The 14,417-nt window shown below is 54.1% G+C and carries 12 protein-coding genes; all 12 read right to left on the bottom strand.

Annotated features, from left to right (window positions below):
* Position 1: 1 nt before the first annotated feature.
* The 12 genes from AB1724_07745 to AB1724_07690 all read right to left on the bottom strand — a co-directional run bounded on the left by AB1724_07745 (position 2) and on the right by AB1724_07690 (position 14,398).
* On the bottom strand, positions 2 to 916 hold the full coding sequence (locus tag AB1724_07745) for a pilus assembly protein PilP (protein MEW6077687.1): 915 nt from the start codon (positions 914 to 916) through the stop codon (positions 2 to 4).
* A gap of 56 nt (positions 917 to 972) precedes the next feature.
* On the bottom strand, positions 973 to 1,695 hold the full coding sequence (pilO, locus tag AB1724_07740; GenBank protein MEW6077686.1) for a type 4a pilus biogenesis protein PilO: 723 nt from the start codon (positions 1,693 to 1,695) through the stop codon (positions 973 to 975).
* Positions 1,696 to 1,745: 50 nt separating this feature from the next.
* Positions 1,746 to 2,288 carry a PilN domain-containing protein gene (locus AB1724_07735; GenBank protein MEW6077685.1) on the bottom strand — a complete coding sequence of 181 codons (543 nt, stop codon included), beginning with the start codon at positions 2,286 to 2,288 and terminating at the stop codon, positions 1,746 to 1,748.
* On the bottom strand, positions 2,285 to 3,340 hold the full coding sequence (gene pilM, locus AB1724_07730) for a type IV pilus assembly protein PilM (protein MEW6077684.1): 1,056 nt from the start codon (positions 3,338 to 3,340) through the stop codon (positions 2,285 to 2,287). The genes AB1724_07735 and pilM overlap by 4 nt, the downstream gene beginning before the upstream one ends.
* Positions 3,341 to 3,350: 10 nt before the next feature.
* Positions 3,351 to 3,554, bottom strand: coding sequence for a helix-turn-helix domain-containing protein (locus tag AB1724_07725; protein MEW6077683.1), 204 nt, complete (start codon positions 3,552 to 3,554; stop codon positions 3,351 to 3,353).
* Positions 3,555 to 3,791: 237 nt separating this feature from the next.
* A complete protein-coding gene (qmoC, locus tag AB1724_07720; protein MEW6077682.1) occupies positions 3,792 to 5,000 on the bottom strand; it encodes a quinone-interacting membrane-bound oxidoreductase complex subunit QmoC in 1,209 nt (402 codons plus the stop codon).
* A gap of 52 nt (positions 5,001 to 5,052) precedes the next feature.
* Positions 5,053 to 7,392 carry an FAD-dependent oxidoreductase gene (locus AB1724_07715; GenBank protein ID MEW6077681.1) on the bottom strand — a complete coding sequence of 780 codons (2,340 nt, stop codon included), beginning with the start codon at positions 7,390 to 7,392 and terminating at the stop codon, positions 5,053 to 5,055.
* A gap of 11 nt (positions 7,393 to 7,403) precedes the next feature.
* On the bottom strand, positions 7,404 to 8,675 hold the full coding sequence (locus AB1724_07710; GenBank protein MEW6077680.1) for a CoB--CoM heterodisulfide reductase iron-sulfur subunit A family protein: 1,272 nt from the start codon (positions 8,673 to 8,675) through the stop codon (positions 7,404 to 7,406).
* Positions 8,676 to 8,934: 259 nt separating this feature from the next.
* Complete coding sequence (gene aprA / locus AB1724_07705) at positions 8,935 to 10,908, bottom strand: adenylyl-sulfate reductase subunit alpha (protein MEW6077679.1); 1,974 nt, start codon at positions 10,906 to 10,908, stop codon at positions 8,935 to 8,937.
* A 65-nt stretch (positions 10,909 to 10,973) separates the two neighbouring features.
* Positions 10,974 to 11,408 carry an adenylyl-sulfate reductase subunit beta gene (gene aprB / locus AB1724_07700; protein MEW6077678.1) on the bottom strand — a complete coding sequence of 145 codons (435 nt, stop codon included), beginning with the start codon at positions 11,406 to 11,408 and terminating at the stop codon, positions 10,974 to 10,976.
* Between the two features lie 441 nt (positions 11,409 to 11,849).
* On the bottom strand, positions 11,850 to 12,857 hold the full coding sequence (locus AB1724_07695) for a hypothetical protein (protein MEW6077677.1): 1,008 nt from the start codon (positions 12,855 to 12,857) through the stop codon (positions 11,850 to 11,852).
* A gap of 20 nt (positions 12,858 to 12,877) precedes the next feature.
* On the bottom strand, positions 12,878 to 14,398 hold the full coding sequence (locus AB1724_07690) for a GMC family oxidoreductase (protein ID MEW6077676.1): 1,521 nt from the start codon (positions 14,396 to 14,398) through the stop codon (positions 12,878 to 12,880).
* Positions 14,399 to 14,417: the final 19 nt, after the last annotated feature.

The raw sequence follows: 14,417 nt of genomic DNA, 5'->3' as shown, positions 1-14,417 counted from the left end.
TCTAGTCTCCAGCCGGTTTCTGAAGTTTTAATACCGTCTTCGATTGTCGCGTTCCGATATTCTCCGCGATAACAATCCTGTCTGATTCTATCTTTTCAACCGTACCTGAATTCAATCCGATATAGGTGCCTTCTTTGACCACGTATCCTTTGCCGCTGGCATCGGTTACAATCGCCCGGTTGCCGGTCTGCGCCTGAATAATGCCTTCCAGCGTCAGCTGGCCGATATCGATTTTCTCCAGTTCCGTTATGAATTTTCGCTGCTGCCGGTCCGGGCTTGTCGTCATCGCCACTCCGGTTTTTTCTTTTTGAAACAACGGGGCAAAGGGGTTGAATGTGTCACTGCCTTCTTCTTCACCGCCCGTTCCCGTGCCCTCCTGGTCGTATCCCAGAAGATTGCTGTCTTCCGAACCGCCTTCGGCGCCCTCTTTCACCCCCAGATCAATGACAGGCGGTGCGGGCTGATCTGTTTCCGCCAGGCCTTCCGGTGCTGATTGCACAGGATCCCGGCTTTCGGCCACAACCAAATCCGAAGGTGCGGTCTTAGGCTTTTCTCCAGGGATTGCCGGTTCCTGCTGCTTTATGTCTCCGGCTTCCCGGGTAACGGCTTCCATCTCTGCCTTCTTTTCTTCAGATAACAGGGGCTCCGGCGTGGAAGCCTGCCCGCCGTCGACCGGCGCTGGTTCCGATTGCGGCTGTTGCTTGACACCTTCTGGGATCTCTGCTTTTCCCGATGATGCCGGAACAGCGGCGGGTGCCTCGGAACGGGGTTTGTCCTGCGGCTTCTTGTCCGCTGCGGTTTCTTGTTGAGGCGCCGCTCCCGGAATTTTCCGGACGACTTCCTTTGTCTGTTTCTTGTTTTCAGAAGTGTCGGTTTTCCCCTTGCCGCCGCACCCGAAAACAAGAAGGCACGCCACACAGCCCAAGAAAACACCTGCGCTAAATTTACGGAAACTTTTCATCTGGCTCATAATTATTTCTTCTCTTCAGTCTTTTCCTTTGATTCAGCCTTGTTTTCCTTGTCTTTATCTTTGTCTTTGTCTTTTTTGCCCTTACCGCCCTTCTTTCCCGTATCGGCTGTTTTTGCCTTTTCGGCCTCTGAAAGGAACCGGTATGTCGCGGCCGTACACTCAACATTGATCAGCCCGGGGGTGGTTGTAGCAACCGCACCTTTTTTACCGCCACCGCCGCCCTTGGTTGACAGCGACATATTGATATTCTTTATGTTTACCACGCGCGACATTTCGGAGACCTTGCCAAAGAATGATCGCAAACGATCGTAGGTGCCGCTTATGGAAATGGCAACCGGTATTTCTGCGTAAAAATCACGGAAAATCTCTCCCTGAGGCGCAAACCGGTTAAACAAAAGACCGGTATTGCGGCCGGCCGCCGATATGTCTCCCAGGAGCGTAGGAATTTCCTGCTTATCCGGCAGGGCGTTCATTACCACCTGAAACTCTTCCTGCTTTTTCGCCCAGTCTTCTTTCAAACCTTCCAGAGCGGCTGCTTTCTGTTTGGCCTCAAGGAGCAGCTTTTCCGTATCGCTGATTTTTTTCTCAACAACGGCAATTTTTTCATACAACGGCTTTATGGATAGAAAAACGAACCCGGCTATTAAAAGCGCAAAAATTACAATGCCGATCAGGGTCCGCTGCAACTTGGTGAGTTTCCCCAGCTGTTCAAACAGGGGCTGCATTTTTGAGCTGTAGGCTTCAAGGTTTTTTTTCATTGGGCTTTCCTAATATATTATGCCGACTTGGAACACTGCAGAGAAAACTTCTTTAATTTTAACCCGGATTGATCAACTGCCACCAAGTCCTTCAGGACCACGCCTGAAAAAAAGGTGCTTTTTTCAATCCGCGACATAAATACGGCCACCGTCCTGTTATCAATCGCGATCCCGTCAATGCTGATGCCTCCGCCCTTCTCGCTGACGCTGGTAATCCACATATTTTCCTTGACGGTTAAATCCATCAGCGCGTTCATCAGATCGACGGCATCCTTTCTGTCCTTTTTCAGCTGCTCCATGACCTTCAGCTTCTGCTCAAGGACGGCCAGCTGGGCTTTGATCTTGTCCACTTCCTGGACTTTATCCTGGTATTCCTTGAGTTCCTTTTCTTTTACGGCAAGGCGGTCACTCAAATGGGAAAGACTGGAAGCCAAATGGAAATGATAAAATGACAGCGCCACCGCGACAAAAACAAAGAACAGCACGAAAACAGACAACTGCCTTCGAATATTCTCTTTTTTCCTTGCCGCACGATAGGGGAGAAGGTTGGTTTTAATCATTTATCGCCGATCCTTCTAATTGCAGTTCCCAGACATATTGCCGCCTGGGGGGCCATTTGTTTTATGTATGCCATATCAAACTGGCTGTCTTTTAGCTGAAAGGCCTTGAACGGATCCATCACTTCTACTTGAGAAGACGCCTGAGATGCCAGCAGCTGCCTGAATTCCTTGATATTGGCCCCGCCGCCGCTCAAATATATGGTTTTAATATCCTGTTCGGAATAGGTGGCGTAGAAAAAGTCCATGGCCCGACGAATTTCCGTAATCCAGTCGTTTATCACCGAAGAAATAATATGGTTCAAGTCTTCGGCCGGAATCTTTTCCTGCTTATCGCTCAACTTGAGTTCTTCGGCCTCTTCAAACGTGCAGCCCAGCCGTTTCATTAAATCATGATTGATCTGTTTGCAGCCGAAAGAAACATCCCTCATGAAAACGGAGGTGGTGCCCCGCAAAATGTTCAACGAGGTTTTCATGGCCCCGATATCGATCAGCGCGACGCAGTTGTCACCTGTTTCATAATTGACTTCATAAATGTTCTGCAGGGCAAAGGCGTCCACATCAACGACTACCGGGGTCAGGCCGGCCATTTCCAGGACGTTTAAATAATCGTTAACCGTCTCTTTTTTCGCCGCCACGAGAAGGACGTCCATCTGGCTGGGGTTCTGCTCATTATCCCCGAGAATCTGAAAATCCAGATTGACATTATTTATATCAAAGGGGATATATTGCTCCGCTTCTGCGGAAATGACCTCCTGAAGCTGTTCCTCGGGCATGGAGGTGACGTTGATCTTCTTGACGATGACCGAATATCCGCCGATGGAAACCGCCACCCGGTCCTCTTTTATGTTATAAAGGGACAGCAGTTCTTTAATGGTTTCCGCTACGGTTTCCGGGGACTTGATTCCCTCCTCGACAATGGCATCAGGAGGCAATTCAATGGAGCCGAAGCGCATCAGCTTTCTGCCCGATGAGGTCACCGCCACTTCCGCCGCCTTTAATACGCTGGAGCCGATGTCCAGTCCTACCAGATGATCTTTTTTCTTAAACAGCATAGACGTGTCCTCAATCAAACACCTTGTGTTTATCGGAAAGGTCATATCCCAGCGCACGAAGGATCTTTCTCTGTGTTTCCATGCGGCAGGCCTTCCCTTCTTCAATACGAGCTATGGTAATAGGAGAAACATCAGCTTTTCTGGCCAGCTCGGACCGGCTTAACAAAAGTGATTGCCTGATTTTGTACAAGCGGCTCATCTTCTTCTCTTCCATGGTTTGATTTTACCTGTTGCTTGATTCTGCATTGTCTCTTCTCCCCCGTTTTCTCCCTTTAATTAGCATTAATTATGAAATATTATAGCTAAGTCAAGAAAAATGTTTTTAAATTATCATTAAATAATACATATTGGCGTCAATTTATGCTACACAACAACATATGGTAGTATAACAAATAAAAAAGGGGGGCTGAAATCAGCCCCCCTTTTTTATGTATCCAGGCAATATGGAAAGTTATTTGTCTCTTCCGGCATATTCCGCGTAGCCCAATGCCACCGTCCGATAAACCAGATGCGCCAGCTTGGAAAACGGCAGATACGCGAACGTGCAGAAAATGGCAATCAGGTGGAGGTAGTAAGTAAAATAGGTCAGTGATTTGGATTCTGCCAGCCGGGCCAGCTCGGTGAGCATGCCCGTACCGCCCAGCGCCAGCATCAGGCCGACCAGGAACCAGTCTTTGTAGGAAGTGACCTGATCTTCCTTGCCCAGACGGTTCTTGATCATCAGCACAGCCCCGAGGACCAGGGCAATGCCGGCCGCGTTGGCCAGAATCTTGAAGGGATTGTACTGGGCATAAGGTCCGGGGTGTTGCAGCAGATAAAGCGCGATAAAACCGTAAGAGGTCATGATAAACAGACCGACAAAACCATAGAGGACCATCATATGGGCGGTAGAGCGCGCTTTATTTTCAGAGCACTCGGTAAACTTGCTGTGTTTTAAAATCGTCGGCAGGATAGCGACAATCCCCTTGGCGGTGCCGATGGCCAGATCGATAAATTTCTGACGACCAACCTTGGAACGTCCGTCACTGACGGCCTGCTCATGGAGGTCGGTAAGAAACCGGTAAACCCCCAGGGCGAATACCAGCGTGACCAGCCCGGCCAGTGGCACAAACACCAGATCCACAAACCAGGTGGAATAAAAATCAGCCTGCGCAATGACACCCTCGGCATGTTCATGGGCCCAATGAAACCCCAGAGAGGTTATCCCCAGTGTTTCAAATATTTTTTCCATGAACCCTCCCATGGTCATGGTCACCATGGCCAGAACGGCAAAGATAATGGCCGGAACGGCCAGAAGCAGGGGGAGTTTCTTGGGGTCATTGACGGCCTTGGCCAGAGCCTTGGGCGTGGCGTATTCGCTGATGGCGTATGAACGAATCGCTCCCAGTACGTCGCCCGGGTTGGCGCCCCGGGGACACTTCACCGAACAGTCGCCGCACTGGTGGCACAGCCAGATATCCACGTCTTTGATCAGCCGGTCCTTCAGGCCCCAGGACGCCGCGATCATCTCCTTCCGGGGAAAGGGCCGGGTATCCGGTGAAATCGGGCACACCACCGAGCAGGTGGCGCACTGAAAACATTTTTTCAGGGTATTTCCGCCAAGCCCGATAACCTCATGGATAAATCCCAGATCCGGCTCAGCCAGGTAATTATCATTCATCTCATGCCTCCATATATTATCTGCAATTTCAGTTTTATTAACAGGCCGCCAATTAAAAACCCTTGAAGGGGTTGGGCCCCAGCGCTTCGACTTCCGCCACAAAGGAGTTAATGATCTCCGGGATCTTGTGATAGTCGTCGATGGCAACCTCTTTCTGGGTCACCCGCTCCACTTCCAGCGCCAGGCTGGCCAGGGCGTCACCGATCTTCTTCATACGGATGCTGGCCAGTTCACTGCCCTTGACGAAATGGCACTGATATTCATCGCCGTGCTTGCAACCGAGGAGAATAACGCCGTCCATTCCCTGGGACAGGGCGTCCTTGATCCAGATCACGTTCACGGAACCCAGACACCGGACCGGCACAATGCGGACATCCGCCGAAAAGGAGAGCCGGTTCATGCCCGCCATGTCAATGGCCGGATAGGCATCGTTCTCACAGACCAGCGCCAGAATCCGTAGGGGCGGTTCCGTATAGTCATCCGCGGACGGCACCTTGATGGACTTGACCATATTGCCGATGCTGTTGATGTTGTAGTCCGCGAAGCCGATGATGCGCTCGGGACAGGCGCCCATGCAGGTACCGCAGCGACGGCAGCGGGTGGGATTGGGCTTGGGCGTACCTTTTTCATCGTCGTCCAGGGCGCCGAAGGGGCATTCTTCGGTGCAGCGCTTGCACTGAGTACAGCGCTGGAAGAAGAAATCCGGGAAGGTCATATCGCCCGACCGGGGATGGACCGCCACCCCGCGGTTGGAAGATTCCACGCACTGAATCGCTTTTAAGGCCGCGCCGGCGGCGTCTTCCATGGATTCCTCGATGGTCATGGCCCGGCGGATGGTACCGGCGGCATAAACGCCGGTCCGCTGGGTTTCATAGGGAAAGCAGATGAAGTTGGAGTCCGCGTACTGGTTGAACAGGGCGTTGTCCCGGAAAGCCGGGCCCTGGCGGTAAGCCAGGTTGACCACCGGGTCATCGGCCGTAACCGGCACCATGCCGGCGGACAGCACCACCAGATCGGCTCTGACCTTGAGCTTTTCTCCCAGCAGGGTGTTGCTGGCCTCGACCATGAGCTGGCTGCCGCTCTTGGTGACGCTCATCACTTCCCCCTTGGTCAGAAAGATGCCCGGATCCTGCTGCATGCTTTTATAAAAATTCTCGGCCAGGCCGGGGGTCCGCATGTGCTGGTAAAAAATATAGGCTTTGCCGTCGCTGTAGTCGTCACGAACGTACTTGGCCTGCTTGAGCGCGGCCATGCTGGTGACGGCACCGCAGTATTCAAAATCGGAATCATCCTCTCCCTTGCCGGGGCTCTGGATAAAAACGACCGATTTGGCTTCCTTGCCGTCCGAAGGCCGGGTCACCTTGCCCTTGGCGGCGATTTCCTCAAACTGGGTGTTGGTGATGACATCGGGAGTCGTTCCGATTCCCAGGTGGGCATACTTTTCCCCTTCCAGAACCGGCGTGCGCCAGCCGGCGGCCAGCACCACGGCTCCGAATTTTTCGCCGTTGGGATCGAACTTGAGAATGTCTTCCCTGCCTTCATTATATTTAAGCAACGCCTCGTAAAGCTGTTCCGCGTTAAGATCCTTCCCGTTGGCGTCCTTTTTCATCTCCTCGGGCAGAGGGAAAGGCACGTCAAAGGGGTGCTTTTCACCGGGCTTCTTCATGGTAACGGTGAAGTCTCCCGGCTGACCGGCGATACGGGCGACAATCGTGCCGGTTTTGACGGTAATGTTTTTCTCCGCCTCGATCTGCCGCTTCAGGTCGGCCACCACCGGCGGGATCAGTCCGTCGTAAGGCTCGGTCACCGGCATCTGCTTGCGCATCTTGGCCGCAAACCCGCCCAGGGCGCTTTCTTTTTCCACGATGGTTACCGGATACCCGGCCCGGGCCGCGTCCAGCGCCGCCGCCATGCCCGTTACGCCGCCGCCGATGACCAGAATCTTGTTGGTAAACGCCTCCAGCTTATAGGGCTGGGGCAGGTCGACGCTTTTCATGCGGGCCATGCCCATGCGGATGTAGTCTTCGGCCAGCATCTGAACCCGGTCAAAATGCTCACCGTCATCCTTCTGTTCCTCGGTCACGGCCGGATAGTCCGACCGGGGGTGGGACCAGACCACCTGCTCTCTTAAGTTAACCCGGTCCACCAGGCAGTTGGGGAAAGAGAAGGCATCCACATTCACCCGGCGGGAGCAGGCCGCCAGCACCAGAGTATTCACCCCGTCTTTGTCAATATCGTTCTTGATCAGGTCTAGGCCTTCTTTGCCGCACAGGAAAGGATGAGTCTTTACCGGAAAGCCTTCTTCCCTGGGGACTTCGCAGAGCGCCTCGATGTCCAGCGTATCCCCTATTCCGCAGCCGGTGCAGATATATACGCAATATTTCTTATTCATGAGGAAACCTCCTACCGTTTCAGAGTTTGAATTGCTTTTAGTGCCATACCGGTCGCGTTCTGGTTGCTTGAGACCACATCCGCCGGCTTATTGGCGCAGCCGGCCGCGAGCATGCCGCCCCTGGCAAAGTCGTTGACGATAAAACCGTCCGAGTTGAGCTTAAGATCGGCCGGGAGCTTGACTACGGCCGCTGTAGGCTGCATGCCGGTCGCCAGAACGACCAGGTCTACCGTCTGCTGGGTCTTTTCTCCGGTGACCGCGTTTTCCGCCACCACCGTCACCTGACCGCCGTCGGCATTTTTGACCTCGGCCACCTTGCCCTTGATCAGGAAGATGTTCTTGTCTTCCTTGATCTTCTGATAGAACTTTTCATATTTGTATCCGGGGGTCCGCAAGTCAATGTAGAAAATATAGATCTTCGCTTCCGGGTAGCGCTCACGGATGTAGGTGGCGTGCTTGAGTGAAGCCATACAGCAGATATAGGAACAGTAGGGGAGATGTTTTTCATCACGGGAGCCGGCGCATTGAACAAAGGCGACGCTGCCCGGTTCCTTGCCGTCAGACGGCCGGGTAATGCGGCCCTGGGTAGGACCGTTGGGCGAAGCCAGGCGTTCCAGCATCATGTTGGTGATCACATTCTGACAGGTGCCGTATCCGAGATTGTCGATTTTGGCGGCGTCATAGGGAACCCAGCCCGTTGCCCAGATGACGGCGCCGACATGCAGATCCAGGGTTTTGGGCTTCATATCCAGTTCAATGGCGCTGTATTTGCAAACCTGAAGACACTTGCCGCAGGCGGTTCCTTTGCAGGCCGCAGCGTCAATGGTGTACCGCGCCGGGAACCCCATGTCGGTTGTTTTGTATACGGCTTTGGTCTTGTCCAGACCGAAGTTAAACGCATTGCTCCGTTCCACCGGGCAGACGGCCACGCATTCACCGCAGGCGGTGCAGTTTTCATTGATGAACCGGGGGTTCATCTGCACCGTGACGGTGTAGTCACCCGGCTGACCGGCGACTTTTATCACCTCGGCCAGGGTAAAGGTCTTGATCCGGCGATTGTCTTTAAGCCGCCGGTAATTGATTTCCAGACCGCAGGTCGGGGGACACAGCTTGGGGAAATACTGATTCAACTGCGCCACTCTCCCGCCCAGATAGGGTTCTTTTTCAACCAGAAAGACCTCGTACCCCACCTCGGCGGCTTCGAGGGCGGCGGTCAAGCCGCTGATGCCTCCGCCGACGACCATGATGCTTTCACTGGCAGGGGTTGATTTATCCGTTGTCATACCATCCCTCCGTGCTTCGAGTTAATGTTTATTTTTTCTGAAGATATCCGACGATATCAAGTTCCCGTTACTGGTTACGGCCGGCGCCGGTTTGGCGAACCTGGCGAGACCGGCTTTTTCTAAAAAAGACGATCCCGTCACATGCGCCAAACCGGGGCAAAACAGGCTCCCCGGCTGATTAACAAAAACCTCCAGGCGGCAAAGCGCCTGGAGGTTTTTGTCGCTAATCAAAAGATCAAACCAATCCCTGTATTAGGGATTAGGGGATGATCTTTACGTAATCCACTTTCTTCAGGTTCCACTGGTTGGCCTTCTTGTCGTAAGTGGAGTTGGTGAAACAGAACCAGTTGGTATCATCCTGGCCCGGATGATCCGCGTTGTAGTAGAATCCCGGATAGCGGGTTTCTTTACGGAACTGGATGTGACGGCAATGGGCTTCAACCGTGAAAATCCGGTGATAGATTTCCCAGGCTCTCATCAGCTCATGCAGATCGCCGGCGGCCAGTTTCTCGCAGTCCTCGCGCATGGTGACAAACATATCCATGAGCATTTCCAGGTTCTTTTCGCTGGTCATGTAGTAGGTGGCGGTACCGGCGCCATATTCATGGGTGGCCTTCATCAGCCGGTACATCATTCCCTCGGGTTTCATATAGTTGGGGTTGATGTTGTCGGCCGTGGTGTAGGCGCAGTGATCCAGGTAGGTGCGGACCGGCTTGTAAACCAGCGCCACCAGCTCATCCTTGGTTTCCTTGATGGCCGGTTTGTAAGCGGCGTTGTCACGGACAAACTTGGCCATTTCCTTGGCCGCGATACGGCCTTCGGCATGGGAACCGGAGGAGAACTTGTGACCGGAGCAGGCCACGCCGTCGCCGGCGGTGAACAGGCCTTCAACCGTGGTCATACGGTTGTAAACCTTGCCGTTCTTGGCCTTGATCTTGTAGGAAGCCGGAACCCAGTCAAAATCCGGGCCGGAGGTCCAGATTCCGCAGCAGCCGGAGTGAGAGCCCAGCAGGTACGGCTCGGTCGGCATGACTTCGGAGTTCTTCTTTTCCGGTTCGGTGTTGGTGGCGCACCACAGGTTGGCCTGACCGCAGGTCATGTCAAGGAAGTCTTCCCAGGCTTCGGACTCAAGGTGCTTGAGTTCCTTCTTGTCCATGGTCTTGCCCAGGGTAGCCAGAGCGGTGACGGTGTCCATGATGATGGGGCCGCGGCCGGATTTCATCTCGAACAGCATCAGGTGGTTACGCAGGCAGGTCGGGGTAATGGCGGCCGTGCCGTAGGGGGCGTATTTCTGCAGTTCGGCCTTGGCGGCGTCGCTGGCGGCAAAGTTCTCGCCCAGACCGTTGAGGGTCTTGGCCTTGAACAGCAGGAACCAGGCACCGACCGGGCCGTAACCGTCTTTGAATCTCGCCGGGGTGAAACGGTTTTCCATCATGGACAGTTCAGCACCGGCCCGCAGAGCCATGGTGTAGGTGGAACCGGAGTTCCAGACCGGGTACCAGGCGCGGCCTTTGCCTTCGCCGACTGAACGGGGCTGGTAGATATTGACCGCGCCGCCGCAGGCGACCATGATGGCGTTGGCTTTGATGATGTAAACTTTGTTCTCGCGGACGGAAAAGCCCACGGCGCCGGCGATTCTCTTGGGATCGTTGGCGTCATTGAGCAGTTCGACGATGAACACGCGCTCGAGAATGTTTTCCGTACCCAGCGCCAGCTTGGCGGCTTCGGCGACGACTCTCTTGTAGGACTCGCCGTTGATCATGATCTGCCATTTGCCGGTGCGGACCGGCTTGGCGCCGGACTTGAGGGTGCCCATGGCCTGGCCCTTCTTGCCGTCCATGTTTTTGCCTTCGGCGGACAGCTTCCAGATCGGCAGGCCCCACTCCTCGAACAGATAGACGGAGTCATCCACGTGGCAGCCCAGGTCATAAATCAGGTCTTCACGGACGATGCCCATGAGGTCGTTGCGGACCATGCGGACATAGTCTTCCGGCTTGTTTTCGCCGATGTAGGTGTTGATGGCGGAAAGGCCCTGAGCGACCGCGCCGCTTCTTTCCATGGCGGCCTTGTCGACCAGCAGGATCTTCTTGTCGCCGGCCCATTTCTTGATTTCAAAAGCCGTGCCGCAGGCAGCCATGCCGCCGCCGACGATCAGGATGTCGACTTCGCGTTCTTCAACCGCGGGATCTCTAACAGCCTTCAGTTCACCTTTGGGTTTGTTCGGTAATGCCATACTTATATCCTCCTAAGAATAACAATATTTATTTTCAAAAAATCAGCTTCGATACATCCGTCCGATTAGGCTTTCGGCGGGGTCGGCAGGGTGCGGCCGTCGGCTTCTTCCGTGCACAGCAGCGGAGAATCCAGATCCTTGCCCTTCAAATCCTTGTAAGCATTGGCCGTACCTTCGTTGGTGGTGCGGATGGGGAACTTGAACCGTTTGACGGTGCCGTTCCTGAACTTGCAGGTCCACATCACGTCTTCGGTGCCCATCATCGGCATAATGCTGCTTCCCAATGGGACAAAGTCCGCGTAGCCTCTGACCTCAATGGCCTGGGTGGGGCAGATTTTCACGCAGGAAAAGCATTCCCAGCATTGATCCGGTTCCTGATTGTAGGCCTTCATGGCGTCGGTATTCAGGACCATCAGATCGTTCGGGCAGATGTACATGCAAGCCGTCTTCTCGCCGCCCTTGCAACCGTCACATTTTTCAGCAATTACAAAACTTGGCATTTAAAACCTCCTGATTTCTAACCGTAAATTAAGTGGAAGACACATCCTGACTCATTACCTGTCATTCAAAATGTTGTCATTGGGTGACAAAAGTTTTCTGTGGCACCTCCCTTCTGTTTCCTTTAATTTGTTTTGTTCTAATAATAAGCCGATTATCTCCGGCTGAAGAATCAACTCATCCGGAACCCGTCGATTACATCCAGGTTCGGAATGCGGTTGTTCAACGGATTTTTCCGTCACAACCTAAAACAATAAAGGGTCAGACTAAAATCAAAAAAACTAAAAGTCAAGATATTTACACAAACTTTTGGCCCGTTGAAAAAGACGAAATAAGACTACATGGTGTTGTGGGCAGCCAGAAGGAAATCTACAATATATGGATATGTTACAAGGGGAATCCTGCCCTTCCGGGTAACGGGAGGCGGTACCCGGCGACCGCTTTCAGGCGTAAACGGGAACCCCGTGGCCATGATGATCGTCGGTAAAAATTTCAAAGGCGGCGCGTGATGTTGTTTCCAGGGTTTCCGAAGCTCCCCGGCTGCTTTCAATCGTGATCCGGCAGGACGCGATTTTGGTGTTCAGGCAGTGTTTGATGCCGCCGGGCGGATTGTAATAACGCAGCCCCACAAAATCTTTTCTGCCCGCGACGATCGTGCCCTGAATCTGAATCTCCCTGGTCCGTGACTTGAAATTCCAGCTAAAATAATCAAACCGGCCGAAAGCTTTCAGGCTCTGGGCAATGCTGTTCAGCTTATATTCCCGGCCCTGGTGTCGAAGCACCATCAGGGTCATGCGGGGGGTATAGACCGGTCCGAATTTCAACCGGGCCGTGGCCAGTTCAAAAAAAGTGTCGGCGCTGTTGTCAAACCCGGCCACCTGGCCCCAGGCATACGAGTCGGTGTGCTTAACGCCCCAGTTGTGGTTCTGACTGCCGACCCAGCCATGGATGTCCACCACCGATCCGTTCACGATCAGCCGGCCGTTGAACACGGCCAGGGGCAGGCCGACCAGGGCCTTGGCCTTGGGAAAGCCCGTGTCATAAAGTCCGGGGGGAAGCAGAAACAACGGTGTACTGTCTCCGGAAAGAACAAGATCCCACTCAATGATATCCTTCGCGCCAGCCTTGCCGGCGGCTCTTTTATCCTCCAGCACCGCTTCGCCCACGTTCACGCGAAACCGGTCTTTGTCAAACCGGCATTGGGAAATCGGCCATTCGCTTTTCACGGAAACATGCTGACCGGTATCGCCGTCAAACCAGGTGGCCCACAACTCACCGATAGTTTGCGCCGCGGGATCCCTCGGTTCAAAAACCGTATATCGGATCCAGAATGCCTGCGGCTTCCGGGGATGGTTGGCCCGCAGGAAAAAACTTTCATAGAACCCCTTTTTCTCCGCGCGAAAACGGGAGTGATTGGCCCTTTCAATCATGTCCTGAATTGATTTGCCCATCATTTATCCTTTTGAAATCATCAATAGCGATCCATATTGGCCGCGATATAATCAGCCGCCCGAGTGGCAAAGGCCATGATAGTCACCTGGGGGTTTACGCCCAGAGAAGACGGAAAGACGCTGCCGTCGGTGATAAACAGTCCCTTGACATCATGGGTTTCCAGGTTCAGATCCACCACGGATTTCCCCGGCGTATGGCCCATACGACAGGTTCCCAGCGGATGAAAAGCCATGACTTCAAAATACCAGGGCCTTATCCGCATGGTTTTAAATCGCGCCAGTTGTTCCGGAGTCCGAATGACCGGCATTTTAAAACACCCGGTGAACACCCGCCGGGCGCCGGCGGCAAAAAAGATATCGGCCACGTAGCCGATTCCTTTTCTAAGGCGCTCGGCATCTCTCTGATTCATGGAATACCAGGCGGTATAGGCATAACCGGGCAGTACCGGCGGAAACACCCGTCCCCGGGTCGTGTCGCTGACCATGACGCCGAAGGCCGCCAGGTTGTTGTAATGCCGGGCCAGATGCTTGTGAGCCTGGCCAATGCCCGGCAGGGCCATGGCCATGACACCCGGCGGGATGAAAATGCCCTCCAGCATGATTCCTTCATGGGCGAAATCGTCGATCATCCCGCCCTGGGAAACGCCGTGATGGCCCCTGACCTCCTCGTCCATTTCCGCCACCACCCGGCCGCAGGGATGAACCGTCAGCCCGCGGCCGACCTCGCCGGAGGAGTTGGCCAGGCGCTGTTTCAACAGAAAAGCCGGGGTAATGAGCGTGCCCATGGCCAGACAGACGATTCTGGCGTTTACCCGGATGGAAAATGTCTCCCGGCCGTTTTCCGGGTTCACGAACCGTCCCTTGACCCCCAGGACCCGTCCGGATTCGGTTATTATTCTTTTTGCCCGGCAATTGGCATAAATCCGGGCCCCGGCGGAAACAGCCCTGGGAATATAGGCGACATCGGCCGACTGCTTGGCGTTCTTGATACATCCCCACTGGCAGACACCGGCGCCTTCACAGCCGCGAACATTGTGCTTGAGCGGCCTGGCCGTCAACCCCAGCTTTTCCGCACCGCGTTTGACGATCTGGTAACCCTGACCGAGAACATCCTCGGTCAACTCCATGACGTTAATCTCTTTTTCCACCCGCTCAAAGCAGGACACCAGATCCGGATAAGACAATCCGGCGCAGTCATACTTCCGGCGCCATTTTTCCACCACCGTTTCCGGGGTCCGGAAGCAGGTGGCGGAATTGACGGTGGTGGTCCCGCCGATGCAGCGGCCCAGGGTGATGGAAATCGGCGGCAGCCCCAGGGCCAGGGTCATGGCGTTTTCCCGGTACAGCCGGGCCATCATGTCGCCGGGATCCTGGTTGAAGTTTTTAACCGTAAAATGGCTGCCCTCTTCCAGCGCGACGACCGACAACCCTTTCTCGGCCAGTTCCTTGGTCACGGCCGCGCCGCCCGCGCCGGTTCCAATCACGCAGACATCCGCCGTAACGGTGATGTTTGAGTCTATCCCATTAAATTCTTTTATCATTTTTCAATCTTTTTACGGA

The sequence above is a fragment of the Thermodesulfobacteriota bacterium genome (assembly GCA_040753795.1).
Taxonomy (GTDB): domain Bacteria; phylum Desulfobacterota; class Desulfobacteria; order Desulfobacterales; family Desulfosudaceae; genus JBFMDX01.
Note: the sequence above shows the minus strand (reverse complement) of the source record. Positions and strands in the feature narration are given on the sequence as shown.